The following is a 23,199-nucleotide window of genomic DNA, read 5'->3' as shown; positions in this document are numbered from 1 at the left end:
TCACAGATAAAACGTGATTAAATGAAAACTCATTTATTTTGCATAAAAATTCACTGACAGCGGAACGTAATTTCTCCTTCAGTCAATCAAGCAGGGTTTTACTTTATGACGACGATTCTCAAGCATCTTCCGGTAGGTCAACGTATTGGTATCGCCTTCTCTGGCGGTCTTGACACCAGCGCAGCGCTGCTGTGGATGCGACAAAAAGGCGCTGTCCCTTATGCATATACTGCAAACCTGGGTCAGCCGGACGAAGATGATTATGATGCAATTCCTCGTCGTGCTATGGAATATGGCGCAGAGAACGCTCGCCTGATCGACTGTCGTAAACAGCTGGTTGCCGAAGGCATCGCCGCTATCCAATGCGGTGCTTTCCACAATACTACCGGCGGCCTGACCTACTTCAACACCACTCCACTGGGCCGTGCGGTTACCGGCACCATGCTGGTCGCCGCCATGAAAGAAGACGGCGTTAACATCTGGGGCGACGGCAGCACCTACAAAGGTAACGATATTGAGCGTTTCTATCGCTACGGCCTGCTGACCAACGCCGAGCTACAGATTTACAAACCGTGGCTGGATAGCGATTTTATCGATGAACTGGGCGGCCGTCATGAAATGTCAGAGTTTATGATCTCCTGCGGTTTCGACTACAAAATGTCCGTGGAGAAAGCCTACTCAACCGACTCCAACATGCTTGGCGCAACGCACGAAGCAAAAGATCTGGAATTCCTGAACTCCAGCCTCAAAATCGTTAACCCGATTATGGGTGTGAAGTTCTGGGACGAAAACGTAAAAGTGCCGGCAGAAGAAGTGACCGTGCGTTTTGAGCAGGGCCATCCGGTTGCGCTTAACGGTAAAACCTTCAGCGACGACGTAGAGATGATGCTGGAAGCAAACCGCATCGGCGGGCGTCATGGTCTGGGCATGAGTGACCAGATTGAAAACCGTATTATCGAAGCGAAGAGCCGTGGTATCTACGAAGCGCCGGGGATGGCACTTCTGCACATCGCTTACGAGCGTCTGCTGACCGGTATTCACAACGAAGATACCATCGAGCAGTATCACGCTCACGGTCGCCAACTGGGCCGCTTGCTGTATCAGGGCCGTTGGTTTGACTCCCAGGCGCTGATGCTGCGTGACTCTCTGCAGCGTTGGGTGGCCAGCCAGATTACGGGTGAAGTCACGCTGGAACTGCGCCGCGGTAACGACTACTCCATCATGAATACCGTGTCTGACAACCTGACCTATAAAGCAGAACGTCTGACCATGGAAAAAGGTGACTCTATGTTTAGCGCTGAAGACCGCATCGGCCAGCTGACTATGCGTAACCTGGACATTACCGATACCCGCGAGAAGCTGTTCGGCTACGCCCAGACCGGGCTGCTGACCGCCTCTTCTGCAACCGGCCTGCCGCAGGTTGAGAATCTGGAAAACAAAGGCAAATAAGCCTGTGTAAACGCCATCAAGGGCCGCCTGTGCGGCCTTTTTCTTGTTATCGCCGCCGCCACTCTCCCGGCGTCAGGCCGTAGTACTTTTTAAAGCTTTTTTAGAATGAGGCCAGCGATTGAAATCCGCAGCGTTCGGCGATCGCCTCCACCCGCGCCTGTCGGTCCTGGTGAAGTAACCGCGCGGCCATCACCATACGCAGCTGCGTCAGCCAGGCCTGAGGTGTCAGGTGGTAGACGCGAGCAAAGTGGCGGGCAAACGTGGCACGTGATAAAAACGCCCGGGAAGCCATTGTCTCCATGGTCCACGGTTGTTCTGGTGCCGCGAGTACCGCAAGCACCGCGGGCATCAGTCGCTCATCGCTCATTAACCGTAGCAGTCCGCCCGGTGGTGCTTTCGCCGCCAGCAACGTGCGCATCAGTAGTACCAGCAGCGTATCGCCCAGGCTGCGTACGATAGCGGCAGCGCCCGGCCGCTCAGCCAGACTCTCACGAACCAATACGTTCAGCATCGTCTCCAGTTCAGGGCAGTCTTCCCGTTCGTGGGTATGCAGATGGATGAGTTCACTGTCTTCGCTGAACAGCCAGTTTACGTGCGGCCCGAAGTAGAACTCTCCGCACAGCATCTCCAGCGCATTGCTGTCTGATGCTGTGCGCATCTCGGTCAGCGTACCGTTAAAGCGATGGGCGACCGGCAGCACCTGCCCCCACTCGACCAGGCTTTCCATCAGATGTGGTGAACCGTGCGGCAGCAGGATAACGTCTCCCGTACGCATCTGACGCGTTTCCTTCCCCACGGTGAGTCGCCCCTCTCCGCGCAGTACAAAGTGCCAGGGAACGACGCCCGTCCGCATCTGGCTATGCCCCGCCTGCCAGCGTCCGCCAAAGCGGCAGTGCAGATTCACTTCACAGCGCGGTGCCAGCAGCGTTAAGAGATGGCTAAGACTGTCCATACAGCTCCTGAGACGATAAGACAAAAAGATGAGACGAATCGCGCCAGTCTATCACGTCAACCTGTCCTATGATGTTTCCATTGCCACAACAAACCCTCGAACGACAGGAGAAGATGATGAGCCGTTTAACAGACATTCGCGAACAAGATGCAACGGGCAAAGCCGCAGAACTTTTCAGCGGGATCAAAAAAGCAGTGGGTAAAGTACCGAACGCCTATCTGACCATTGGTGGGCATTCACCGGAGGCGCTGCAGCAGGCGCTGGCGCACAACGCCATGCTACATAAAGGCAGCCTGAACGCTAAAATGCTGGAAGCAATTAACCTGTCCGTGAGCGAAGCGACGCAGTGCGATTACTGCCTGGCGGCCCATACGCTGATGGCAAAAAAGGCGGGCTTTAGTAGCGAGCAGATCCACGCGCTACGTCGTGGAGAATACGCCGAAGATGCACAGCTTGATGCGCTGGTGAAATTTGCACAAACCCTGGTCACCACCACCGGTACGCTGCCGGAAGCCAACGTGACCGCGCTGAAACATGCAGGCTTCAGCGATCGTCAGATCGTTGAGATTATCAGCGCAATCAGCGCCATTCTGTTTACCAATATGGTGAACCGGGTGAACGACACGGTGGTAGATTTTCCTAAGGCGGATTAACCGTGTTTTGCGGGTAAGGGAGCTGCGGCCCGTATACCCCGAGGAAAGAAGGGATAAAAGATACGGACGAAAAAAAAGACGCTTTTCAGCGTCTTTCTTTCGGAATATTGGTACCGAGGATGGGACTCGAACCCACAAGCCCGTTAGGGCACTACCACCTCAAGGTAGCGTGTCTACCAATTCCACCACCTCGGTACAGAATACTTAGTGCGGGATATCGCTGGTCGGCTGAGCCGGTGCCGCTGGCTGAGTCGTTTGCTCAGTCTTCGGTGCAGTCAGGTTATCCCACTCACTTCCTTTATTGGTCTTGTTGCTGTTGATGTTACCCAGCACCAGACTGATAATGAAGAACAGTGTCGCGAACACAGCGGTCATGCGGGTCATGAAGTTACCTGAACCACTTGAACCAAACAATGTGCCGGAAGCGCCTGCTCCAAAGGAGGCTCCCATATCAGCGCCTTTACCTTGTTGCAGCATAACGAGGACCACAAGGCCAATCGCTACAATAAGGAAAACAACTAAAAGAGCTTCGTACATAATCAACCTGTTCCTTGCGGGAATGCCGCGTACCAAGTGCTTCGACCAATAAAGCGGGACATTTAAGTTTCCCACTGAAGCGGGTGTGAATACTAACCAAAGCGAATGACCTTCGCAAGGGCAATTTCCACACATTGTATCAACTGCGGAAAAAAACAGCAAAACTGTCTCAGTTAATAAGAAAAAGGCGGCAAGCGCCGCCTTTTTAATCACTTAGCCTGTCTGTCAGGCCGCTTTAACCGCGTCGGCGATGCGATGCGCAAGCTCGGTTACCTGCGCTTCATCTTCCCCTTCAACCATCACCCGAATCAACGGCTCGGTGCCTGATTTACGCAGCAGTACGCGGCCACGATTACCCATCGCCGCTTCTGCCGCCAGGGCCGCCGCCTTCACCGCCTCGTTGTCCAGCGGGTTCGATTTGCCGTCGGTGTAGCGCACATTCACCAGCACCTGCGGGAACATCTTCATGCCGCTGCTCAGATCGTGCAGGCTCATGTGGTTACGCACCATGGCCGCCACCACCTGCAGGCCCGCCACAATACCGTCGCCGGTCGTGGTTTTGTCCAGCAGGATCACGTGACCGGAGTTTTCCGCACCGATGCGCCAGCCTTTCTCCTGCATTTTTTCCAGCACGTAGCGGTCGCCCACTTTCGCGCGGGTAAACGGAATGCCGAGCTGCTTGAGCGCCACTTCCAGCCCCATATTGCTCATCAGCGTACCAACAACGCCGCCGCGCAGCTGGCCCTGGCGCAGCGCTTCGCGGGCGATGATATACATAATCTGATCACCATCGATTTTATTACCCTGGTGATCAACCATGATGACGCGGTCGCCGTCACCGTCCAGCGCGATGCCCACATCGGCTTTCTCAGCCAATACGCGCGCCTGCAAAGCGCGGACGTCGGTGGCCCCCACTTCTTCGTTAATGTTGACGCCGTTCGGTTCGCAGCCGATGGCGATCACGGTGGCGCCCAGTTCGCGCAGCACATTCGGCGCAATGTGGTAGGTTGCGCCGTTGGCGCAGTCAACGACCACTTTCAGCCCGTTCAGGCTCAGCTCGTTCGGGAAGGTGCCTTTGCAGAACTCAATATAGCGGCCCGCCGCATCAACGATGCGGCTAGCTTTACCCAGCTCGGCGGAATCAACGCAGGTGATCTCTTTTTCCATCTCGGCTTCAATGGCCTCTTCCACTTCGTCCGGCAGCTTGGTGCCGTCGATGGAGAAGAATTTGATGCCATTGTCATAAAACGGGTTATGCGATGCGGAGATAACGATACCGGCTTCCGCGCGGAACGTGCGGGTCAGGTAAGCCACCGCTGGCGTCGGCATCGGCCCGGTGAAAGAGGCCGACAGACCCGCGGCCGCCAGACCGGCTTCCAGCGCGGACTCCAGCATATAGCCTGAGATACGGGTATCTTTACCAATAATAATTTTACGCGATCCGTGGCTTGCCAGTACCTTGCCTGCCGCCCAGCCGAGCTTCAGAACAAAATCAGGGGTAATCGGCGCATCACCTACGCGACCACGAATCCCATCGGTACCAAAATACTTGCGATTACTCATAACGTTTATTTCCCTTCGCAGACAAGGTGGCCTCAACCACACGCATCGCTTCAACAGTTTCTTTGACGTCGTGGACGCGAACAATATGCGCGCCCTGCATGGCAGCAATCACCGCGCACGCCAGGCTGCCGCTAAGGCGCTCCGACGGCCCCACGTTCAGCAGTTGACCAATCATTGATTTACGCGACATGCCGACAAACAGCGGCAGGCCGAAATGATGGAACTCTGACAAACGCGCCAGTAATGCATAGTTATGGGACAGATTTTTACCGAAACCGAACCCCGGGTCGAGCAACAATTTATCTTTTGAGATTCCTGCCCGTTCGCAGCGGGCAATCTGTTCAATAAAATACTGATTTACCTCAGCAAAGACATCGTCATACTTCGGCGCATCCTGCATGGTTTTTGGGTTGCCCTGCATATGCATCAGCGAAACGGGCAGTCCGGTTTCGGCCGCAGCTTCGAGCGCGCCCGGCTCGCTGAGCGAGCGGATATCGTTAATGATGTGCGCTCCGGCACGGGCAGACTCACGAATCACTTCAGGCTTAGACGTATCGACAGAGATCCACACTTCAAAGCGCTGGGCGATCGCTTCCACCACTGGGATAACGCGATCAAGCTCTTCTTCCACGCTCACGTCCAGCGCGCCCGGGCGAGTGGACTCGCCGCCTACGTCAACGATGGTCGCGCCCGCGTTAATCATCAGGTTCGCATGTTTCACCGCCTCAACCAGCGTATTGTGCGTGCCACCGTCGGAGAAAGAGTCCGGCGTGACGTTGAGGATCCCCATCACGTGCGGATGGGAGAGATCCAGGATGGAGCCCTGGGCGGTGAGTTTCATATCGAATCCTTTTAATTATTGATTTCTGAATATAAAAAACCCCGGGGCAAGCCCCAGGGTTTCAGGTACAACGCAGTCTTCCACGGGGGAGAACTTATTTGTCGCCCAGCTGCTCTGACATGGTGCCAGAGTCCGGCGCACGTGGTTCATCAACCGGACGCGGCGCACTTGGTTTACCGGTGCTGCCCGAGTTGTTGTTGGATGAACCCGGTTCTTCCCAACCTGCTGGCGGACGCACGTCGCGGCGAGCCATCAGGTCGTCAATCTGCGGTGCATCGATGGTCTCATATTTCATGAGCGCATCTTTCATGGCATGCAGAATGTCCATGTTGTCGTTCAGAAGCTGGCGCGCGCGGTTGTAGTTACGTTCCACGAGCGACTTCACTTCCTGGTCGATGATACGCGCGGTTTCATCGGACATATGTTTCGCTTTCGCGACGCTACGGCCCAGGAATACTTCGCCCTCTTCTTCTGCATACAGCAGCGGACCGAGTTTGTCGGAGAAGCCCCACTGGGTGACCATGTTACGCGCCAGGTTGGTCGCGACTTTAATGTCGTTCGACGCACCGGTGGATACATGCTCAACGCCGTAGATGATCTCTTCCGCCAGACGACCGCCGTACAGGGTCGAGATCTGGCTTTCCAGCTTCTGACGGCTGGCGCTGATCGCATCGCCTTCAGGCAGGAAGAAGGTTACACCCAGCGCACGGCCGCGCGGGATAATCGTTACTTTGTGCACCGGATCGTGTTCCGGCACCAGGCGACCGATAATCGCGTGGCCCGCTTCGTGATACGCGGTAGATTCTTTCTGCGCTTCCGTCATCACCATGGAGCGACGTTCCGCACCCATCATGATTTTGTCTTTCGCTTTCTCGAACTCAACCATCGACACAACGCGTTTGTTGCCACGAGCAGCAAACAGCGCCGCTTCGTTCACCAGGTTCGCCAGGTCTGCACCGGAGAAGCCCGGAGTACCGCGAGCAATGATTGCCGCATCGATATCCGGCGCCAGCGGTACGCGACGCATATGCACTTTCAGAATCTGTTCACGACCGCGAACGTCTGGCAGACCGACCACAACCTGACGGTCGAAACGGCCTGGACGCAGCAGCGCCGGGTCAAGTACGTCTGGACGGTTAGTTGCCGCGATAACGATGATACCTTCGTTACCTTCGAAGCCATCCATCTCAACCAGCATCTGGTTCAGCGTTTGCTCACGTTCATCGTGACCACCGCCCAGACCTGCGCCACGCTGGCGACCGACGGCGTCGATTTCATCGATGAAGATGATGCACGGTGCTGCTTTCTTGGCCTGTTCGAACATGTCACGCACACGAGATGCGCCGACGCCCACGAACATTTCCACGAAGTCAGAACCGGAAATGGTAAAGAACGGCACCTTGGCTTCGCCGGCAATGGCTTTCGCCAGCAGCGTTTTACCGGTACCCGGAGGACCGACCATCAGGACGCCTTTCGGAATCTTACCGCCCAACTTCTGGAAACGGCTCGGCTCACGCAGGTATTCAACCAGTTCGCCCACTTCCTCTTTCGCTTCGTCGCAGCCCGCAACATCGGCGAAAGTGGTTTTGATCTGATCTTCCGTCAGCATGCGCGCTTTGCTCTTACCGAACGACATGGCACCTTTGCCACCGCCGCCCTGCATTTGACGCATGAAGAAGATCCAGACGCCGATAAGCAGCAGCATCGGGAACCAGGAAATGAAGATCGACGCCAGCAGGCTCGGCTCTTCTGGCGGCTCGCCAACCACTTTGACGTTTTTCGTCAGCAGGTTATCAAGCAGCTTCGGATCGTTAACCGGGATGTAGGTCGTGTAACGGTTACTATCTTTCTTGGTAACGTTGATCTCACGTCCGTTGATACGCGCTTCGCGAACCTGGTCGTTATTGACCTCTTGCAGGAAGGTAGAATAATCCACCTTATGGCTGTTCGATTCGCTGGGCCCAAAGCTCTGGAATACTGACATCAGCACAACGGCAATGACCAGCCAGAGTATTAGGTTTTTCGCCATGTCACTCAAGGGATTAACCTCTTATTACAACTGTGTTAAAAACAGCGTCAGGATACTCTATATCCAGTTTCTTTCAAAACTTTCGTTTGAAAAACCACCGTCTATGATTTTCGCCCGGTCGCTACAATGTACACTTCGCGTGAACGCGCACGCGAAGAGTCCGGCTTACGAACTTTAACCTTCGTAAACAGGGAGCGAATTTCCCTTAGATACTCATCGAAGCCTTCGCCCTGGAACACCTTCACTACAAAACTTCCGCCTGGCGCAAGCACATCACGCGCCATTTCAAGCGCCAGCTCCACCAGATACATGGCCCGGGGAATGTCTACCGCCGGCGTTCCGCTCATGTTTGGTGCCATATCTGACATGACAACTTGTACTTTACTGTCACCCACGCGTTCGAGTAATGCCTTCATGACGAGTTCATCACGAAAATCGCCCTGAAGGAAGTCCACACCAACGATTGGATCCATAGGTAAAAGATCGCAAGCGATGATGCGGCCTTTGCCGCCAATCTGCGTGACCACGTACTGTGACCAGCCTCCTGGCGCAGCACCGAGATCGACAACCGTCATCCCCGGCTTAAAAAGTTTGTCACTTTGCTGTATTTCATCAAGTTTAAACCAGGCACGGGAACGTAACCCCTTTTTCTGTGCCTCTTGAACATATTTATCGCTAAAGTGTTCCTGAAGCCAGCGGCTTGAGCTGGCAGAACGCTTTTTACCTGTCATTTAACATTCCCATCGGGACAGTTCATCGTAACCTTTTGGCGTAAATTTCTACGCGCCATTTGGCGATATATGGGAGATGGCGGTAGAATGACCCGTTTTCAATCCCAACGTAAGCAAAAATATACGATGAATCTGAGTACTAAACAAAAACAGCACCTGAAAGGTCTGGCACATCCGCTCAAGCCGGTAGTTATGCTTGGCAACAATGGTTTGACCGAAGGGGTACTGGCCGAGATTGAACAAGCGTTAGAGCACCATGAACTTATCAAGGTGAAAATCGCCTCGGAAGATCGCGAGACCAAAACCTTGATCGTGGACGCTATCGTGCGCGAAACCGGCGCCTGTAACGTACAGGTCATCGGCAAATTGCTGGTGCTTTATCGCCCTGGTAAAGAACGCAAAATCTCGCTGCCACGTTAAGAATATCCTAATTTCTGACACAACATTGTGTTAAATGAGGGTTTTCCTTTACGAGGGCTAGCAACATGCCACGCTCTTATGCTTGATAAAAGGCCGCTATGCGGCCTTTTTCTTATCTTTACACTCAGTCAACATTTTCAGTGTTGAACAAAATTTACAGATAATCCACTTTGATGATTTCGTACTCAACTTCACCACCCGGCGTACGGATAGTCACGACATCGTCCTGTTCTTTACCGATCAGGCCGCGGGCGATAGGTGAGTTCACAGAAATCAGATTCTGTTTGAAGTCAGCTTCATCGTCACCGACGATGCGATAGGTCTGCTCTTCATCGTTGTCCAGATTCAGTACCTTCACGGTAGAACCGAAAATGACGCGGCCGTTATTCGGCATTTTGGTGATGTCGATAACCTGCGCGTTGGACAGCTTCGCTTCGATATCTTTGATACGACCTTCGCAGAAGCCCTGCTGCTCACGGGCAGCATGATACTCCGCGTTCTCTTTCAGGTCGCCGTGCTCGCGCGCTTCGGCGATGGCCGCAATAATCTCTGGGCGACGTACGGACTTCAGAAAATCCAGTTCTTCACGCAGTTTTTCTGCACCACGAAGGGTCATCGGAATAGCTTGCATTGTTATACCTCTTGAACATTCCTGTTGGGAGCGGTTAGCCCCGCTCCGGCTACTCAGCCCGCCTGGGTTGCTATCAACGCCAGGCCAGAAGCAAAAGAAAACCGACCCGGGTACAAAGCCCCAGGTCAGCAGTAATTTTTAATTTGATACGCATTTTACCCTGAAGTTCACTACGGGTCATCGTTTACTTTACAGGGCGTTGCGCCGTAGTATGACGGCTTGTTTCCAGGTTGTTAGCGCGAGAATATGCGATTTTCCAGATTTATCATCGGATTGACCACCAGTATAGCGTTTAGCGTTCAGGCCGCGAATGTTGATGAGTATATCAATCAACTTCCTGCCGGGGCCAACCTCGCGCTGTTGGTGCAGAAAGTGGGCGCCCCTGCGCCACTGATTGACTACCATGGCCAGCAGATGGCGCTACCGGCCAGTACCCAAAAGGTGCTCACCGCGCTGGCAGCGCTGTTGCAGCTCGGGCCTGATTTTCGTTTTACCACCACGCTGGAGAGCAAAGGCAGCATTGATAACGGGACGCTTAAAGGTGACCTGATTGCGCGATTTGGTGGTGATCCTACGCTAAGACGCCAGGATCTTCGCAATATGGTCGCAGCGCTGAAAAAGGCCGGCGTGCAGACCATTGAGGGCAACGTACTGATCGACACCTCGATTTTTGCCAGCCACGATAAAGCGCCCGGCTGGCCATGGAACGACATGACCCAGTGCTTCAGCGCACCGCCAGCCGCCGCCATCGTTGACCGCAACTGCTTCTCGATCTCGCTTTACAGCGCGCAAAAAGCCAACGATCTGGCGTTCATTCGCATCGCCTCTTACTACCCGGTGACCATGTTCAGCCAGGTGCGAACGCTGGCGAAAGGCTCACCGGAGGCGCAATACTGCGAGCTGGACGTGGTGCCGGGCGATCTCAACCGCTATACGCTCACCGGCTGTCTGCCACAGCGTGCCGAACCGTTGCCGCTGGCGTTCGCCATTCAGGATGGCGCAAGCTATGCCGGGGCGATTATCAAAGATGAGCTTAAGCAAGCGGGTATCACCTATAGCGGCACCCTGCTGCGCCAGACGCTGGTCAACGAGCCGGGAACGGTGATTGCCAGCAAACAGTCCGCGCCGCTGCACGATCTGCTGAAGATTATGCTGAAGAAATCCGACAACATGATTGCCGACACGGTATTCCGCATGATTGGCCATGCACGCTTTGGTGTGCCCGGTACCTGGCGTGCGGGTTCCGATGCGGTACGGCAGATTCTGCGCCAGCAGGCAGGGGTTGATCTCGGTAATACGATTATCGCCGACGGCTCCGGGCTTTCACGTCATAACCTGATTGCCCCCGCCACTATGATGCAAGCGCTTCAGTACATCGCCCAGCATGATAATGAGCTGAACTTTATCTCGATGCTGCCGCTCGCCGGCCACGACGGTTCACTGCAGTACCGCGCTGGCCTACACCAGGCAGGCGTTGACGGCAAAGTATCGGCAAAAACCGGATCATTGCAGGGCGTATACAACCTGGCGGGCTTTATCACCACCGCCAGCGGGCAGCGGATGGCCTTCGTGCAGTATCTCTCGGGCTATGCCGTGTCGCCGGCCGATCAGCGTAACCGCCGTATTCCGCTGGTGCGCTTTGAAAGCCGATTGTACAAAGATATTTATCAGAATAACTGAGTGCGCGCTTGCCGGATGGCACGCTTACGCGTCTTATCCGGCCTACAAGCACATAACAAAACGGGCCGCATTTGCGGCCCGTTGCATATTGTAGGCCGGATAAGCGCAAGCGCCATCCGGCTACGAGGAGATTAACGCTTGTAGATGAACTCAACGCCTTCTTCGTCGTCTTCATCCCAGTCGTCATCCCACTCTTCGTCTTCCGCTTCTGCGGCGACTTCGTCAAGCTGCTGGCGGTGATAGTCATCCCACATGAACTCGACTTTCTCAGGCTGTTTAGCTTCTTCAGCCTGAGTAATTGGGTTTTCAATGATAAAGTTCATCACATCCCAGCACAGGTCTTTTACGCCAACCTGGCTTGCTGCTGAGATCAGATAGTACTTATCTTCCCAACCCATCGCTTCGGCAATCGCTTTAGCTTTCGCTTCGGCTTCTGCTTTGTCCATGGTGTCGATCTTGTTGAACAGCAGCCAGCGTGGCTTATTCGCCAGCTTCTCGCTGTATTTCTCCAGCTCGCCAATGATAATTTTTGCGTTCTCAGCCGGATCGGAACCGTCAATCGGATCGATATCGATAATGTGCAGCAGCACGCGGCAGCGCTCAAGGTGCTTCAGGAAGCGGATACCGAGGCCAGCGCCTTCGGACGCACCTTCAATCAGCCCCGGGATATCGGCGATCACAAAGCTCTTCTCGTTGTCGACACGCACCACGCCAAGGCTTGGTACCAGCGTGGTAAACGGGTAGTCCGCCACTTTCGGCTTGGCCGCAGACACGGCGCGGATAAAGGTGGATTTACCGGCGTTCGGCATCCCCAGCATCCCCACGTCCGCCAGCAGCATCAGTTCGAGCTGCAGGTCACGTTTATCGCCCGGCGTACCCATGGTCTTTTGACGCGGCGTACGGTTCACGGAAGATTTGAAACGGGTGTTACCCAGACCGTGCCAGCCGCCTTTAGCGACCATCAGACGTTGACCGTGTTTGGTCATATCGCCCATGGTTTCGCCGGTGCCCTGATCGATAACGCGGGTACCCACTGGCACCTTGATGGTGACGTCTTTACCACGTTTACCGGTACAGTCACGGCTCGCGCCGTTCTGACCGCGCTCGGCACGGAAGGATTTTTCGAAACGGTAGTCGATCAGGGTGTTCAGGTTCTCGTCGGCTTCCATCCAGACGTCACCGCCGTCGCCGCCGTCACCGCCGTCCGGGCCACCTTTCGGAATATATTTTTCACGGCGGAAGCTTACGCAACCATTACCGCCATCACCTGCTACGACCAGGATCGTTGCTTCATCAACAAACTTCATTTTACTCTCCGTAAATCATTCGCCTGCGCGGGGTAACGGAACAACCGCTTCACGCTTACGCCACCGCCCCCATAGACGATGACCAATGGCGGAATACATCGCGCCCGCAACCACGACAAACGCACCGAGGTAACCTAAAAGGTTCAACATCGGTCTGGCGAAGAAATCGGGCCAGGCCATTGATAATAAATCTGAAAATAACAGGGTGAACAGGGGAGTCAGCGTAACTAACGCGCTCACCTGCGCCGCCTGCCAGCGCGCCATGGCTTCCGCCAGCGCCCCATAGCCGACCAGTGTGTTCAGACCACAAAAGATCAGACAGGCTAGCTGCCAGTCGCTCAGTTGCCCGATGACACCGGGCTTTGCTAACGGCAGCAGTGCAATTGTACATAAAGTGTACAATAAAAAGAGAATCTGCTGTGAGGCCATCCGTCGCAATAACACCTTTTGCGCGACGCCGTAGCTCACCCAGACCATCGCCGCACCGACACCGAAGATAACGCCCCAGGTGTAATCGGTCAGACGGGTAAAAATTTCAATCAGGCTGGTGTTAAAGAACATCACCAGCCCGCAGATCAGCATGGTCGCGCCGATAATCTGCGTGCCGCGCATCTTTTCTTTGAGGATAAAGACGCTCGCCACCATCATGCCGACGGGCGAGAGCTGGCCAATCACCTGCGACGCCGTCGGGCTGACGTACTGTAGCGAAGAGCTAAACAGCACGAAGTTGCCAAACAGACCGCCGGTGGCAATCAGCAGCAGCACCAGCCAACGCGGGTTGCGAAAAAGCTGCAGAGAGGGCAGCTTGCGCTTCCAGGTCAAAATCAGGCCCAGACCACAGCTGGCCATCAAAAAACGGTAGAACACGACGGTAGGCGGTTCCATGACCTCCAGAACCTGCTTCATCGCAATCGGCAGTGCACCCCAGCATATCGCCGTGGTGAGCGCCAACAGAATACCTATACCCGCCTGTTGCTTCATACCGGATTCTCTAGCGCGACAAACTATCATTTTCCTGGCGTCGAATGTAAAAAGCCCCGCAACGTGTTGCGGGGCTTTTATCCGTTACCGGGACGCGAATAACTTATTCAGCAACGATGCTGATATATTTACGGTTATTCGGACCTTTAACTTCAAATTTCACTTTACCGTCTGCTTTAGCAAACAGAGTGTGGTCTTTGCCGCAACCAACGTTGGAGCCAGCGTGGAATTTGGTACCACGTTGACGAACGATGATGCTACCAGCCAGAACTGTTTCACCGCCGAAGCGTTTTACGCCCAGACGTTTAGCTTCTGAATCGCGACCGTTACGAGTCGAGCCGCCAGCCTTTTTATGTGCCATTTAATCTGCTCCCCTTAACTTAAGCGCTGATGCCAGTGATTTTCACATCAGTGAACCACTGACGATGGCCCTGCTGCTTACGGTAGTGTTTACGACGACGAAACTTAACAATTTTAACTTTCTCGCCACGACCGTGAGCAACAACTTCAGCTTTGATAACGCCGCCATCAACGAAAGGAACGCCGATTTTGACTTCTTCACCGTTTGCGATCATCAGAACTTCAGTGAAATCAACAGATTCACCAGTTGCGATGTCCAGCTTTTCCAGGCGAACGGTCTGACCTTCGCTTACTCGGTGTTGTTTACCACCACTTTGGAAAACCGCGTACATATAAACTCCGCTTCCGCGCACATCTTCGTGTGATTCAGAGTGCGCTATAAATATTCACAATAGGGCGCGAATATTACGCAAAACGCGAGCCTTTGACAAGTGCTACCATCAATAGATGCAGAAAAAAAACACAACGCACACGGCAACGTTTATCTGGCGCGTTTTTTCAGTACAATCGTACTTACAACTCTAACGTAAAACCTTCGTTATCCCGTATGGATAAGTGGTAAACAGGACATTAAGCCCGGCTTTTGCGATGAATTTACAAAAAATCAATGAGTTAACCGCGCAGGATATGGCGGGAGTCAATGCGACGATTCTTGAGCAGCTCAACTCGGACGTCCAGTTGATCAACCAGCTAGGCTATTACATCGTGAGCGGCGGTGGAAAACGGATTCGTCCGATGATCGCCGTGCTGGCCGCCCGCGCCGTTGGCTATCAGGGAAATGCCCATGTCAAAATCGCCGCGCTGATCGAATTTATTCATACCGCAACGCTGCTGCATGACGATGTGGTTGATGAGTCCGATATGCGCCGCGGCAAGGCCACGGCCAATGCCGCCTTTGGCAACGCGGCCAGCGTGCTGGTTGGCGACTTTATCTACACCCGCGCCTTCCAGATGATGACCAGCCTCGGTTCACTGAAGGTGCTGGAAGTCATGTCCGAAGCGGTCAACGTCATTGCCGAAGGCGAAGTCCTTCAGTTGATGAACGTTAACGATCCGGACATCACCGAAGAAAATTACATGCGCGTGATTTATAGCAAAACTGCGCGCCTGTTCGAAGCTGCCGCTCAGTGTTCCGGACTGCTCGCAGGCTGTACGCCAGAGCAGGAAAAAGGTCTGCAGGACTATGGCCGCTACCTGGGCACCGCCTTCCAGCTGATCGACGATCTGCTCGACTACAGCGCCGATGGTGAGACGCTGGGTAAAAACGTTGGCGACGACCTGAATGAAGGCAAACCGACGCTGCCGCTACTGCACGCCATGCGTAACGGTACGCCGGAACAGGCGCAGCTGATTCGCGGTGCCATTGAGCAAGGTAACGGCCGCCATCTGCTGGAGCCGGTGCTGGAAGCTATGGCCGCCAGCGGTTCACTGGAGTGGACCCGCCAGCGCGCCGAAGAAGAAGTCGATAAAGCGATTGCTGCCCTGGCACCGCTGCCTGACTCCCCATGGCGCGACGCGCTCATTGGGCTCGCCCATATTGCCGTTCAGCGCGATCGTTAATCCTTTCCCGCGCATCGCGCGGGAAAGTTCTTAAAAGCATCCAATAACGTCTATTCACGCCTGAAAATTAACGTTTTCCTAATTTTCCATAACTTACACGAACTTTTTAGAATCTTCATGAAAAGCGCGATAAAGTACATTCTTCGCCCAATCTGGCGATTTAAACAGCGCTCTCAGGGAGGAAGTATGGATAAATTTATCGACTGGCATCCGGCGGACATCATCGCCGGGCTACGCAAAAAAGGCACCTCAATGGCCGCAGAATCGCGCAAAAACGGCCTGAGCTCATCAACGTTGGCTAACGTGCTCTCACGCCCCTGGCCAAAGGGAGAAGTGATTATTGCGAAGGTTCTGGAGACGGAACCGTGTGTCATCTGGCCGTCGAGATATCACGACCCGGTGACGCATGAGTTTATCGACAGAACGCAGGCGATGCGCCAGCCAAAGAAGGACACCGCATAAAAAAGCGCCCTCCGGGGTTCCGGAGGGCGCTTCACAACGGCGGGCAGAGATTACTCGCCTTTAACGCGTTCGATGTTTGCGCCTAACGCACGCAGCTTATCTTCAATGCGTTCATAGCCGCGATCGATGTGATAGATACGGTCAACAACGGTGGTGCCCTGAGCAATACAGCCCGCCAGCACGAGGCTTGCGGAAGCACGCAGGTCGGTTGCCATCACCTGAGCGCCGGAGAGCTGCTCAACGCCGTGGCAAATCGCGGTGTTGCTTTCGATTTCCGCGCGTGCGCCCATACGGATCAGTTCCGGAATGTGCATGAAACGGTTTTCGAAGACGGTTTCCGTGATCACGCCGGTCCCTTCCGCCACCATATTCAACAGCGTGAACTGCGCCTGCATGTCGGTCGGAAACGCCGGGTGCGGCGCAGTACGCACGTTCACCGCTTTCGGGCGCTTGCCGTGCATATCAAGGCTAATCCAGTCGTCCCCCACTTCAATGTCGGCACCGGCTTCACGCAGCTTGGCCAGCACCGCGTCCAGCGTATCCGGCTGTGCGTTACGGCAGACAATTTTACCGCCGGAGATCGCCGCCGCCACCAGGAAGGTGCCGGTTTCGATACGGTCAGGCAGGACGCGATAAACGCCGCCGCCCAGACGTTTCACGCCTTCGATGGTGATACGGTCGGTACCCTGACCAGATACCTTGGCGCCCATCGCGTTCAGGAAGTTCGCCGTATCGACGATTTCCGGCTCGCGCGCGGCATTTTCAATAATGGTGGTGCCTTCCGCCAGCGTCGCTGCAGTCATGATGGTGACGGTCGCGCCTACGCTGACCATATCCATAACGATATGCGCGCCTTTCAGACGACCGTTGACGGACGCTTTGACGTAGCCCTCTTCCAGCTTAATTTCCGCGCCCAGCTGTTCAAGACCAGAGATGTGCAGATCGACCGGACGCGCGCCGATGGTGCAACCGCCCGGCAGCGAAACCTGACCCTGACCGAAACGCGCCACCAGCGGGCCCAGCGCCCAGATAGACGCACGCATGGTTTTAACCAGCTCGTAAGGGGCACAGAACACGTTAACCGAGCTGGCGTCAATCCATACGGAACCGTTGCGTTCAACCTTCGCACCCAGCTGCGTCAGCAGCTTCATGGAGGTATCCACGTCTTTCAGCTTCGGTACGTTCTGGATCTCTACCGGGTCTTCAGCCAGCAGTGCGGCAAAAAGAATCGGCAGGGCAGCATTTTTGGCACCGCTAATGGTGACCTCACCCTGAAGGCGAGTTGGCCCCTGCACACGAAATTTATCCATCAAATCTTATCTCTGTTAAGTATTCACGTTCGCCACCGGAAAAGTGTTCACACTTTTCCCATGGCTCAAAAGCCGTTGAGTTTGCGATCGCGCGCCCATTCTTGCGGGGTATACGCTTTGATCGACAGGGCATGAATGCGGTTGTCCGCAAGGTACTCCATCAGCGGGCCATAGATAGTCTGCTGCTTCTTAACCCGGCTCATGCCATCAAACATCTCACCCACGGCAATCACCTGGAAGTGGCTACCGTCGCCAGAAACGAGAACTTCCTGAAGGGAGAGTGCATTCATCAGCACGGTCTGAATTTCATTATTTTCCATAGGTTCACATTTCATTTGAGAGTGAAAACAGCCCCACATCTTAGAGGAAAGTGGCGCAGTCTTAAACAAGCAAAAAGCCCCATCGTTAAGATTGATGGGGCTTTAGGAGTATTGGAAACAATAACGTGCTGAAATTTTTAAGGGATCATATCTTCAGGTAGATTATACAACCCTTTCAGCGTCGCCACTTTTTCGCTTACGCCCTCCAGCGTCACCTTGCGTCCCTGAGAGCGAATCAGATCGACCAGGTGCACCAACAGGGCCAGACCGGCGGTATCGACGCGGCGAAGATCGCTGAGGTCTATCACCGACACGCCCTGCGTCGCCTCGTTTCTGGCCTCCCATAGCGGCACCAGAAAGTCCTGATCCAGTTCGCCGTGCAGCGCAAGGCGTTCACCTTCGCGCGTCCAGCTCAGCGATTCGGCCATTATTTTTTCTGTTCCAGGGTAATCGGCTGCGCAGAGATGGATTTCAGCTGCGCGGTCAGGCCGTCAATGCCTTTAGTACGCAGCAGGTCGCTCCATTCGTTCTGCTTGGTGGTGATCATGCTCACCCCTTCCGCAATCATATCAAACGCCTGCCAGTTACCCGTCTGGGTATTTTTACGCCACTGGAAGTCCAGTCGTACCGGCGGGCGGCCGTTCGGATCGATGATGGTAACGCGGATAGGCAAAATGCTCGCATCGCCCAGAGGCTGTTCCGGCGCAATCTGGTAGGTCTGACCGTGGTACATCGCCAGCGCCTGACCGTACGCCTGTTTCAGGTATTCACGGAAAGCAGCGAAGTAGGCTTCGCGCTGCGCCGGGGTCGCATCTTTGTAGTAACGGCCCAGCACCAGCGCACCGGCATATTTTACCTGCACATACGGCAGCAGTTCCTGATCGACTACCTCACGCAGGTAGTTCGGATTAGCGCGAATTTTAGGCTGCTCATTCTTCAGGCGATCGAATGTTTTCTGCGCCGCTTCGTTCATCAGCTTGTAAGGGTTAGATTGGTCCGCCGCCGTCGCCGCCGTTAACGGTGCAATCACCAGCATGGCGACCATCAGTAAACGTTTAAACATATCGAGTATCTCCTGAGATTAATTCGTCGCGCCAGTTGCCGGCGTCGCCGTATCAGTATGTCCATCTGTGGATGCCGGCGCATCGCCTGAATTCTTATTGTCGCCACCTTTGCTGTTGTAAAGGAACTGCCCAATAAGATCTTCCAGCACCATCGCTGATTTGGTGTCCTGAATGACGCCGCCGTCTTTAAGAATAGACGTTCCCAGCTCTGGGTCTTCAAAACCCACGTTCAGCGCCAGATACTGCTCGCCCAGCAGGCCCGAAGTTCGAATCGCCAGCGAACTGGTATCGGGGATGTGGTTGTAGCGATCTTCAATATCAATAGCCACGCGGGGTAAGTAGGTTTTCGGGTCCAGACTAATATCGGCCACCCGGCCAATGACCACGCCGCCAATCCGCACCGGCGAACGTGCCTTCAGGCCGCCGATGTTATCGAAGGTGGCGTAAATGCGGTAGGTTGGCTCTGATTTTATGGACGACACGTCCGCCGCCTTCAGGCAGACAAACAGCGCCGCCAGCAGGGCCACCAGCAGAAAAATACCGACCCAGATTTCACTCTTTTTCGTTTGCATTCACTCAATTCCCAAACATCAGTGCCGTCAGCACAAAGTCCAGCCCAAGAACCGCCAGCGACGCATGCACCACGGTACGGGTGGTCGCCCGGCTGATTCCGGCAGAAGTGGGGATCGCATCGTAACCGTTAAATAACGCAATCCATGTCACCGTAATGGCGAAAACCAGGCTCTTAATCAGGCAGTTCACCAGATCGAGACGCCAGTCCACCGCATTTTGCATTGCCGACCAGAAGAACCCGGCATCAATGCCTTTCCAGCTTACGCCCACCAGCGAACCGCCCCAGATGCCCACCGCCACAAAGATAATCGTCAGCAGCGGCAGCGAGATCACCCCCGCCCAGAAGCGCGGCGAGATGACCCGACGCAGCGGATCCACCGCCATCATCTCCATACTGGAGAGCTGTTCGGTGGCACGCATCAGGCCAATTTCCGCCGTTAGCGCTGAACCGGCACGGCCGGCAAACAGCAGCGCGGCGACAACCGGCCCCAGCTCGCGCAGCAGCGACAGCGCGACCAGCATACCGAGACTGGTCTCTGCGCTGTAGGTGGTCAGCACCAGATAGCCCTGCAGGCCCAGCACCATGCCGATAAATACGCCCGACACAATGATGATAACCATAGACAGCACGCCGACGTTATACAGCTGGCGCACCAGCAACGGCGCGTGCTTGCGGAACTCCGGCTTGCCAACGATGGCATTGAACAACATTAACCCGGCTCGCCCGAACGTCGCGATGGTCTTGATCCCGCGATGTCCAAGCGCTGCCAGTGCATTTAACAGCATGAGTCGATTAACTCCCTGTGCCGATGAGGTCGCGGCGATAGTCGCCCGCAGGGAAACGGAACGGCACCGGGCCGTCGGCGATCCCGTCGAGGAACTGACGCACTCGAGGATCGTCGTTTTCCTGCAACGAAGTGGCGCTGCCGTGAGCGATGATTTTGCGATCCGCCATGATATAGGCAAAATCAGCAATACTCAGCACTTCCGGCACGTCGTGGGAAACCACAATACAGGTGACACCCAATGCGCTGTTGAGTTCAGAAATCAGCTTCACCAGCACGCCCATGGTGATCGGATCCTGGCCGACGAAAGGCTCATCGAACATGATCAGATCCGGCTCCAGGGCAATCGCCCTGGCCAGCGCAGCGCGCCTGGCCATCCCGCCGGAAAGCTCGGATGGCATCAGTTTCGCCGCCCCGCGCAGGCCAACGGCCTCCAGCTTCATCATCACCGTACTTTTTAATAACGGCGCGGGCAGCTGGGTGTGCTCGCGGATCGGGTACGCCACGTTGTCAAACACGTTCATGTCGGTAAACAGCGCACCGGACTGAAACAGCATACTCATCCGTTTACGGACAGTATAAAGACGGGAACGCGACATGTGCGGCACGTTCTCGCCATCAAAGAGGATCTCTCCGCTGTCCGGGGGAATTTGCCCGCCGATCAGGCGCAGCAGCGTGGTCTTGCCAATCCCCGACGGCCCCATAATCGCGGTAATTTTTCCGCGCGGCACCGACAGCGAGATATTGTCGAAGATCACCCGACTGCCACGGCTGAACGTGACGTCGCGCATATCGACCAAATTCTCGATAGTGTGGCTCATAGGCTTACCTTTCCAGGTCCTTAAGGGGAATCATTTCCCACTCGATTGCGCATTCTTACAGAATCCTAGCCGCACGGGTTAACGAAATCTGGCATTTGTTTTACTTTTACGGCTCATAAAGTCAAAATTAAGAATTCGTTACGTCCAGACGTGCGGACCGACGATTATACCTGAAGAAAGGACTTTAGATGCTCTTAGCCACGGCTCTGTTAATTATTGGTTTACTTCTGGTTGTCTACAGCGCCGATCGCCTTGTGTACTCCGCCTCCATTCTGTGCCGTGCTCTGGGCGTTCCTCCGCTGATTATCGGTATGACCGTGGTCAGCATCGGTACTTCGCTGCCGGAAATCATCGTCTCCGCCGCCGCCTCGTTGCATGGCCAGGTTGACGTCGCCGTTGGCACCGCCATCGGATCCAATATCGTCAATATCCTGCTGATCCTCGGCCTGACCGCGTTGTTCCACCCTTTTACCGTGCATTCTGATATCCTGCGCCGCGAAATACCGCTAATGTTGGTCGTGAGCCTGCTGGCCGGGTATGTTCTCTATGATGGCGAACTCTCGCGGTTTGACGGTATCTTTCTCATCGTTCTGGCGGCGCTATGGCTGCTGTTTATCATTAAGATAGCGCGCCTGGCCGAACGTCAGGGCAATGATAAATTTACGCAGGAGCAGTTGGCCGAGCTGCCGCGCGACGGTTCGCTCCCCGTCGCCTGCTTATGGCTTGGCGTTGCGCTGATTATTATGCCGATGGCAACCCGAATGGTGATTGATAACGCCACGGTGCTGGCGAACTTTTTTGCCATGAGCGAACTGACCATTGGTCTGACGATCATTGCACTCGGCACCAGCCTGCCGGAGCTGGCAACCGCCATCGCCGGCGTGCGCAAAGGTGAAAATGATATTGCGGTCGGTAATATCATCGGCTCGAATTTCTTTAATATCGCTATCGTTCTGGGCATCCCCGCCCTTATCGCACCGGGGTCGTTTAACCCGCTCGCGTTTACCCGGGACTATGGCGTAATGGTTGTGGTGAGCGTGGTCTTCGCCCTCCTGTGCTGGCGTCGACGCCAGATAGGCCGCGGCGCGGGCTTACTGTTGATCGGCGGGTTTGTTGCGTGGCTGGCGCTGCTCTATGGGGCAATGCCGCTCTTCATCGAATGAATCGGGATAACACTATGTCGCAAATAGATTTGCAGCCAAATTTCGACTTCCAGCAGGCCGGAAGAGACGTTCTGGCGATTGAACGGGAAGGGCTGGAACAGCTCGATCAATACATTAACCAGGATTTCAGCGACGCCTGCGAGAAGATCTTCTACTGCACCGGCAAAGTTGTGGTCATGGGGATGGGGAAATCAGGCCACATCGGCCGCAAAATGGCGGCCACCTTCGCCAGCACCGGCACCTCTGCCTTCTTCGTCCATCCCGGCGAAGCGGCGCACGGCGATTTGGGCATGGTCACGCCGCAGGATGTGGTTATCGCGCTGTCTAACTCCGGCGAATCAAACGAAATTCTGGCGCTCATTCCGGTACTTAAACGCCTGCGTGTGCCGCTGATTTGCCTCACCAGCCGCCCGGATAGCAGCATGGGCCGCGCGGCGGATATTCACCTGTGCGTGAAGGTGCCGCGAGAAGCCTGTCCGCTCGGGCTGGCGCCGACGTCCAGCACCACCGCTGCGCTGGTGATGGGCGATGCGCTGGCCGTCGCGTTGCTCAAGGCCCGCGGGTTTACCGCCGAAGATTTTGCTCTCTCGCACCCCGGCGGCGCACTGGGTCGCAAGCTTCTCCTGCGCGTTAACGATATTATGCATACTGGCGATGAAATTCCGCACGTCAGTCCGGACGCATCGCTGCGCGATGCGCTGCTGGAAATTACCCGCAAGAATCTGGGGATGACGGCCATCTGCGACGACAATATGCAGATTAAAGGTATTTTCACCGACGGCGACCTGCGACGCATTTTCGACAATGGCGTCGACGTGCGCAGCCTCGGCATTGCCGACGTCATGACGCCGGGCGGTATCCGCATTCGTCCGGGTATCCTGGCGGTCGACGCGCTGAACCTGATGCAATCACGTCATATCACCTGCGTGCTGGTTGCCGATGGCGACCATCTGCTAGGTGTGATACATATGCACGACCTACTGCGCGCAGGCGTAGTGTAATCAAGG

Annotated in this window: 26 protein-coding genes and 1 tRNA gene; 8 read left to right on the top strand and 19 right to left on the bottom strand. The window is 55.1% G+C overall.

Translation table 11 applies throughout. The features are described from left to right. The first annotated feature begins 105 nt into the window (after nucleotides 1-105). Nucleotides 106-1,449, top strand: a complete 1,344-nt coding sequence (gene argG, locus H7R58_RS03040) for an argininosuccinate synthase (RefSeq protein WP_182929956.1) — start codon at nucleotides 106-108, stop codon at nucleotides 1,447-1,449. Nucleotides 1,450-1,549: 100 nt separating this feature from the next. Here the strand turns inward: argG and H7R58_RS03035 are convergent, their stop codons facing one another. Further along, a complete protein-coding gene (locus H7R58_RS03035) occupies nucleotides 1,550-2,401 on the bottom strand; it encodes an AraC family transcriptional regulator (protein WP_182934589.1) in 852 nt (283 codons plus the stop codon). A gap of 116 nt (nucleotides 2,402-2,517) precedes the next feature. Here H7R58_RS03035 and H7R58_RS03030 point away from each other — a divergent pair, with 116 nt between their 5' ends. Next, a complete protein-coding gene (locus tag H7R58_RS03030; RefSeq protein ID WP_182929954.1) occupies nucleotides 2,518-3,054 on the top strand; it encodes a carboxymuconolactone decarboxylase family protein in 537 nt (178 codons plus the stop codon). Nucleotides 3,055-3,162: 108 nt separating this feature from the next. Here H7R58_RS03030 and H7R58_RS03025 read toward each other — a convergent pair. From H7R58_RS03025 to rlmE, 6 genes are all read right to left on the bottom strand, one after another. Further along, a tRNA-Leu gene (locus tag H7R58_RS03025) sits at nucleotides 3,163-3,249 on the bottom strand. Between the two features lie 9 nt (nucleotides 3,250-3,258). Next, nucleotides 3,259-3,591 carry a preprotein translocase subunit SecG gene (gene secG, locus H7R58_RS03020; RefSeq protein WP_106927230.1) on the bottom strand — a complete coding sequence of 111 codons (333 nt, stop codon included), beginning with the start codon at nucleotides 3,589-3,591 and terminating at the stop codon, nucleotides 3,259-3,261. A gap of 225 nt (nucleotides 3,592-3,816) precedes the next feature. Further along, complete coding sequence (glmM, locus tag H7R58_RS03015) at nucleotides 3,817-5,154, bottom strand: phosphoglucosamine mutase (protein WP_106927232.1); 1,338 nt, start codon at nucleotides 5,152-5,154, stop codon at nucleotides 3,817-3,819. Then, nucleotides 5,147-5,995: a dihydropteroate synthase gene (folP, locus tag H7R58_RS03010; protein ID WP_106927234.1), complete on the bottom strand. Its 849-nt coding sequence runs from the start codon at nucleotides 5,993-5,995 to the stop codon at nucleotides 5,147-5,149. The genes glmM and folP overlap by 8 nt, the downstream gene beginning before the upstream one ends. A 94-nt stretch (nucleotides 5,996-6,089) precedes the next feature. After that, on the bottom strand, nucleotides 6,090-8,024 hold the full coding sequence (ftsH, locus tag H7R58_RS03005) for an ATP-dependent zinc metalloprotease FtsH (RefSeq protein WP_106927236.1): 1,935 nt from the start codon (nucleotides 8,022-8,024) through the stop codon (nucleotides 6,090-6,092). A gap of 101 nt (nucleotides 8,025-8,125) precedes the next feature. Then, nucleotides 8,126-8,755, bottom strand: a complete 630-nt coding sequence (rlmE, locus tag H7R58_RS03000) for a 23S rRNA (uridine(2552)-2'-O)-methyltransferase RlmE (protein WP_182929953.1) — start codon at nucleotides 8,753-8,755, stop codon at nucleotides 8,126-8,128. Between the two features lie 126 nt (nucleotides 8,756-8,881). Between rlmE and yhbY the strand changes: the two genes are divergently transcribed. Beyond that, nucleotides 8,882-9,175 carry a ribosome assembly RNA-binding protein YhbY gene (yhbY, locus tag H7R58_RS02995; RefSeq protein WP_182929952.1) on the top strand — a complete coding sequence of 98 codons (294 nt, stop codon included), beginning with the start codon at nucleotides 8,882-8,884 and terminating at the stop codon, nucleotides 9,173-9,175. A 154-nt stretch (nucleotides 9,176-9,329) separates the two neighbouring features. Here yhbY and greA read toward each other — a convergent pair whose 3' ends face one another. Next, nucleotides 9,330-9,806, bottom strand: a complete 477-nt coding sequence (gene greA / locus H7R58_RS02990; protein ID WP_106927240.1) for a transcription elongation factor GreA — start codon at nucleotides 9,804-9,806, stop codon at nucleotides 9,330-9,332. 246 nt (nucleotides 9,807-10,052) lie between these two features. On the opposite strand from greA, the gene dacB reads away from it, so the two are divergent. Beyond that, nucleotides 10,053-11,486, top strand: coding sequence for a serine-type D-Ala-D-Ala carboxypeptidase (gene dacB, locus H7R58_RS02985; protein ID WP_106927242.1), 1,434 nt, complete (start codon nucleotides 10,053-10,055; stop codon nucleotides 11,484-11,486). Nucleotides 11,487-11,617: 131 nt separating this feature from the next. On the opposite strand, the gene cgtA is transcribed toward dacB, so the two are convergent. From cgtA to rplU, 4 genes are all read right to left on the bottom strand, one after another. Next, the gene (gene cgtA, locus H7R58_RS02980; RefSeq protein WP_106927244.1) at nucleotides 11,618-12,793 is read right to left on the bottom strand and encodes an Obg family GTPase CgtA; all 1,176 of its coding nucleotides are present in this window, start codon (nucleotides 12,791-12,793) and stop codon (nucleotides 11,618-11,620) included. Between the two features lie 15 nt (nucleotides 12,794-12,808). Beyond that, nucleotides 12,809-13,774, bottom strand: a complete 966-nt coding sequence (locus H7R58_RS02975) for a DMT family transporter (RefSeq protein ID WP_106927246.1) — start codon at nucleotides 13,772-13,774, stop codon at nucleotides 12,809-12,811. Nucleotides 13,775-13,877: 103 nt separating this feature from the next. Continuing rightward, nucleotides 13,878-14,135, bottom strand: a complete 258-nt coding sequence (rpmA, locus tag H7R58_RS02970; protein WP_064541895.1) for a 50S ribosomal protein L27 — start codon at nucleotides 14,133-14,135, stop codon at nucleotides 13,878-13,880. A gap of 19 nt (nucleotides 14,136-14,154) precedes the next feature. Continuing rightward, entirely contained in the window at nucleotides 14,155-14,466 is a 312-nt protein-coding gene (gene rplU / locus H7R58_RS02965) for a 50S ribosomal protein L21 (protein ID WP_106927248.1), read from the bottom strand. Nucleotides 14,467-14,722: 256 nt separating this feature from the next. Here rplU and ispB point away from each other — a divergent pair, with 256 nt between their 5' ends. Together ispB and sfsB are read left to right on the top strand one after the other, a co-directional pair. Continuing rightward, on the top strand, nucleotides 14,723-15,694 hold the full coding sequence (gene ispB / locus H7R58_RS02960; protein ID WP_182929951.1) for an octaprenyl diphosphate synthase: 972 nt from the start codon (nucleotides 14,723-14,725) through the stop codon (nucleotides 15,692-15,694). A gap of 186 nt (nucleotides 15,695-15,880) precedes the next feature. Then, entirely contained in the window at nucleotides 15,881-16,156 is a 276-nt protein-coding gene (sfsB, locus tag H7R58_RS02955; protein ID WP_182929950.1) for a DNA-binding transcriptional regulator SfsB, read from the top strand. 50 nt (nucleotides 16,157-16,206) lie between these two features. Here the strand turns inward: sfsB and murA are convergent, their stop codons facing one another. The 7 genes from murA to mlaF form a co-directional block, all read right to left on the bottom strand. After that, nucleotides 16,207-17,466, bottom strand: coding sequence for a UDP-N-acetylglucosamine 1-carboxyvinyltransferase (murA, locus tag H7R58_RS02950; RefSeq protein ID WP_106927254.1), 1,260 nt, complete (start codon nucleotides 17,464-17,466; stop codon nucleotides 16,207-16,209). Nucleotides 17,467-17,531: 65 nt separating this feature from the next. Continuing rightward, on the bottom strand, nucleotides 17,532-17,786 hold the full coding sequence (gene ibaG / locus H7R58_RS02945; RefSeq protein WP_035891140.1) for a BolA family iron metabolism protein IbaG: 255 nt from the start codon (nucleotides 17,784-17,786) through the stop codon (nucleotides 17,532-17,534). A gap of 137 nt (nucleotides 17,787-17,923) precedes the next feature. Continuing rightward, nucleotides 17,924-18,214, bottom strand: coding sequence for a lipid asymmetry maintenance protein MlaB (gene mlaB, locus H7R58_RS02940; RefSeq protein WP_106927258.1), 291 nt, complete (start codon nucleotides 18,212-18,214; stop codon nucleotides 17,924-17,926). Then, nucleotides 18,214-18,849, bottom strand: coding sequence for a phospholipid-binding protein MlaC (mlaC, locus tag H7R58_RS02935; protein WP_106927260.1), 636 nt, complete (start codon nucleotides 18,847-18,849; stop codon nucleotides 18,214-18,216). The genes mlaB and mlaC overlap by 1 nt, the downstream gene beginning before the upstream one ends. Before the next feature lie 18 nt (nucleotides 18,850-18,867). After that, nucleotides 18,868-19,422 (bottom strand): outer membrane lipid asymmetry maintenance protein MlaD, encoded by a 555-nt coding sequence (gene mlaD / locus H7R58_RS02930; RefSeq protein ID WP_106927262.1) that lies wholly within the window; start codon nucleotides 19,420-19,422, stop codon nucleotides 18,868-18,870. A 4-nt stretch (nucleotides 19,423-19,426) separates the two neighbouring features. Then, complete coding sequence (gene mlaE / locus H7R58_RS02925) at nucleotides 19,427-20,209, bottom strand: lipid asymmetry maintenance ABC transporter permease subunit MlaE (protein ID WP_106927265.1); 783 nt, start codon at nucleotides 20,207-20,209, stop codon at nucleotides 19,427-19,429. 7 nt (nucleotides 20,210-20,216) lie between these two features. Next, a complete protein-coding gene (gene mlaF / locus H7R58_RS02920; protein WP_106927267.1) occupies nucleotides 20,217-21,029 on the bottom strand; it encodes a phospholipid ABC transporter ATP-binding protein MlaF in 813 nt (270 codons plus the stop codon). A gap of 188 nt (nucleotides 21,030-21,217) precedes the next feature. On the opposite strand from mlaF, the gene H7R58_RS02915 reads away from it, so the two are divergent. Both H7R58_RS02915 and kdsD read left to right on the top strand, forming a co-directional pair. Then, nucleotides 21,218-22,192: a calcium/sodium antiporter gene (locus H7R58_RS02915; RefSeq protein WP_106927269.1), complete on the top strand. Its 975-nt coding sequence runs from the start codon at nucleotides 21,218-21,220 to the stop codon at nucleotides 22,190-22,192. Between the two features lie 14 nt (nucleotides 22,193-22,206). Further along, entirely contained in the window at nucleotides 22,207-23,193 is a 987-nt protein-coding gene (gene kdsD, locus H7R58_RS02910; RefSeq protein ID WP_182934588.1) for an arabinose-5-phosphate isomerase KdsD, read from the top strand. Nucleotides 23,194-23,199: the final 6 nt, after the last annotated feature.

Source organism: Klebsiella sp. WP4-W18-ESBL-05 (assembly GCF_014169075.1).
In the GTDB taxonomy this organism is placed as follows: Bacteria; Pseudomonadota; Gammaproteobacteria; order Enterobacterales; family Enterobacteriaceae; genus Kluyvera; species Kluyvera ascorbata_B.
This window is presented reverse-complemented; position numbering and strand designations above follow the sequence as displayed.

What these genes read in the sequence shown, in the direction of transcription:
- yhbY (WP_182929952.1), top strand. Translation starts at nt 8,882, where the DNA reads ATGAATCTGAGTACTAAACAAAAACAGCACCTGAAAGGTCTGGCACAT.
- sfsB (WP_182929950.1), top strand. Translation starts at nt 15,881, where the DNA reads ATGGATAAATTTATCGACTGGCATCCGGCGGACATCATCGCCGGGCTA.
- folP (WP_106927234.1), bottom strand. Translation starts at nt 5,995, where the DNA reads ATGAAACTCACCGCCCAGGGCTCCATCCTGGATCTCTCCCATCCGCAC.
- mlaF (WP_106927267.1), bottom strand. Translation starts at nt 21,029, where the DNA reads ATGAGCCACACTATCGAGAATTTGGTCGATATGCGCGACGTCACGTTC.
- rpmA (WP_064541895.1), bottom strand. Translation starts at nt 14,135, where the DNA reads ATGGCACATAAAAAGGCTGGCGGCTCGACTCGTAACGGTCGCGATTCA.
- H7R58_RS03035 (WP_182934589.1), bottom strand. Translation starts at nt 2,401, where the DNA reads ATGGACAGTCTTAGCCATCTCTTAACGCTGCTGGCACCGCGCTGTGAA.
- rlmE (WP_182929953.1), bottom strand. Translation starts at nt 8,755, where the DNA reads ATGACAGGTAAAAAGCGTTCTGCCAGCTCAAGCCGCTGGCTTCAGGAA.
- murA (WP_106927254.1), bottom strand. Translation starts at nt 17,466, where the DNA reads ATGGATAAATTTCGTGTGCAGGGGCCAACTCGCCTTCAGGGTGAGGTC.
- ibaG (WP_035891140.1), bottom strand. Translation starts at nt 17,786, where the DNA reads ATGGAAAATAATGAAATTCAGACCGTGCTGATGAATGCACTCTCCCTT.
- H7R58_RS02915 (WP_106927269.1), top strand. Translation starts at nt 21,218, where the DNA reads ATGCTCTTAGCCACGGCTCTGTTAATTATTGGTTTACTTCTGGTTGTC.
- ispB (WP_182929951.1), top strand. Translation starts at nt 14,723, where the DNA reads ATGAATTTACAAAAAATCAATGAGTTAACCGCGCAGGATATGGCGGGA.
- mlaB (WP_106927258.1), bottom strand. Translation starts at nt 18,214, where the DNA reads ATGGCCGAATCGCTGAGCTGGACGCGCGAAGGTGAACGCCTTGCGCTG.
- secG (WP_106927230.1), bottom strand. Translation starts at nt 3,591, where the DNA reads ATGTACGAAGCTCTTTTAGTTGTTTTCCTTATTGTAGCGATTGGCCTT.
- greA (WP_106927240.1), bottom strand. Translation starts at nt 9,806, where the DNA reads ATGCAAGCTATTCCGATGACCCTTCGTGGTGCAGAAAAACTGCGTGAA.
- kdsD (WP_182934588.1), top strand. Translation starts at nt 22,207, where the DNA reads ATGTCGCAAATAGATTTGCAGCCAAATTTCGACTTCCAGCAGGCCGGA.
- mlaD (WP_106927262.1), bottom strand. Translation starts at nt 19,422, where the DNA reads ATGCAAACGAAAAAGAGTGAAATCTGGGTCGGTATTTTTCTGCTGGTG.
- dacB (WP_106927242.1), top strand. Translation starts at nt 10,053, where the DNA reads ATGCGATTTTCCAGATTTATCATCGGATTGACCACCAGTATAGCGTTT.
- mlaE (WP_106927265.1), bottom strand. Translation starts at nt 20,209, where the DNA reads ATGCTGTTAAATGCACTGGCAGCGCTTGGACATCGCGGGATCAAGACC.
- argG (WP_182929956.1), top strand. Translation starts at nt 106, where the DNA reads ATGACGACGATTCTCAAGCATCTTCCGGTAGGTCAACGTATTGGTATC.
- mlaC (WP_106927260.1), bottom strand. Translation starts at nt 18,849, where the DNA reads ATGTTTAAACGTTTACTGATGGTCGCCATGCTGGTGATTGCACCGTTA.
- rplU (WP_106927248.1), bottom strand. Translation starts at nt 14,466, where the DNA reads ATGTACGCGGTTTTCCAAAGTGGTGGTAAACAACACCGAGTAAGCGAA.
- H7R58_RS03030 (WP_182929954.1), top strand. Translation starts at nt 2,518, where the DNA reads ATGAGCCGTTTAACAGACATTCGCGAACAAGATGCAACGGGCAAAGCC.
- cgtA (WP_106927244.1), bottom strand. Translation starts at nt 12,793, where the DNA reads ATGAAGTTTGTTGATGAAGCAACGATCCTGGTCGTAGCAGGTGATGGC.
- glmM (WP_106927232.1), bottom strand. Translation starts at nt 5,154, where the DNA reads ATGAGTAATCGCAAGTATTTTGGTACCGATGGGATTCGTGGTCGCGTA.
- ftsH (WP_106927236.1), bottom strand. Translation starts at nt 8,024, where the DNA reads ATGGCGAAAAACCTAATACTCTGGCTGGTCATTGCCGTTGTGCTGATG.
- H7R58_RS02975 (WP_106927246.1), bottom strand. Translation starts at nt 13,774, where the DNA reads ATGAAGCAACAGGCGGGTATAGGTATTCTGTTGGCGCTCACCACGGCG.